General features: G+C 64.6%; 1 protein-coding gene. It reads left to right on the top strand.

The features are described from left to right. Nucleotides 1-98 precede the first annotated feature (98 nt). A partial coding sequence (locus A3840_RS11370) for a phosphomethylpyrimidine synthase ThiC (protein ID WP_425388848.1) occupies nucleotides 99-723 on the top strand: 625 nt, incomplete at its 3' end.

The raw sequence follows: 723 nt of genomic DNA, 5'->3' as shown, positions 1-723 counted from the left end.
AACCTGATCCGGGTAATGCCGGCGAAGGGACGGGATCGTATCCGCCACCAGAGCTGCGCCCGGGTTTCCGTTTTCACGAGAAAACATGGAGACCCATCGTGAACAAGACCATCAACGCCGAGGCGCTGAGCGCCAATGGCATATCCACCACACCCCTTTCCGCATCGCGCAAGGTCTATGCGAGCAGTCCGCTCGCCACCGATATCCGCGTGCCCTTTCGCGAGATCGCTATCGACGATCCCAACGCTCCGGCGTTCCGGGTCTACGACACGTCCGGTCCCTATACCGATCCGGCGATTGCCATAGACCTCAAGCGCGGCCTGCCGCGCCTGCGCGAAGACTGGATTGCCAAGCGCGGCGACGCAGAACCCTATGCGGGTCGCGCCATCAGGCCCGAAGACGACGGCCATGTATCTCCGGACAGGGCCGTCGCGCATTTCCCCCTCGCCCATCGGCCGCTCCGCGGCCTCGCCGGGCGGCCAATCACCCAATTGGACTATGCGCGCGCCGGGATCATCACCAAGGAGATGATCTTCGTCGCCGAGCGGGAGAATCTGGGGCGCCAGCAGGTGCTGGAGGGCGCCGAGGCCCGCCTCGCGGACGGGAACAGTTTCGGCGCAGCCATTCCGCCCTTCATCACTCCGGAATTCGTGCGCGACGAGATCGCCCGCGGCCGGGCGATCATTCCGGCCAATATCAATCATCCCGAAATCGAGCCGATGG

This window comes from Devosia elaeis (assembly GCF_001650025.1).
Lineage (GTDB): Bacteria > Pseudomonadota > Alphaproteobacteria > Rhizobiales > Devosiaceae > Devosia > Devosia elaeis.
The sequence above is the reverse complement of the archived record's forward strand: the minus strand, read 5'-3'. Positions and strand labels throughout refer to the sequence as shown.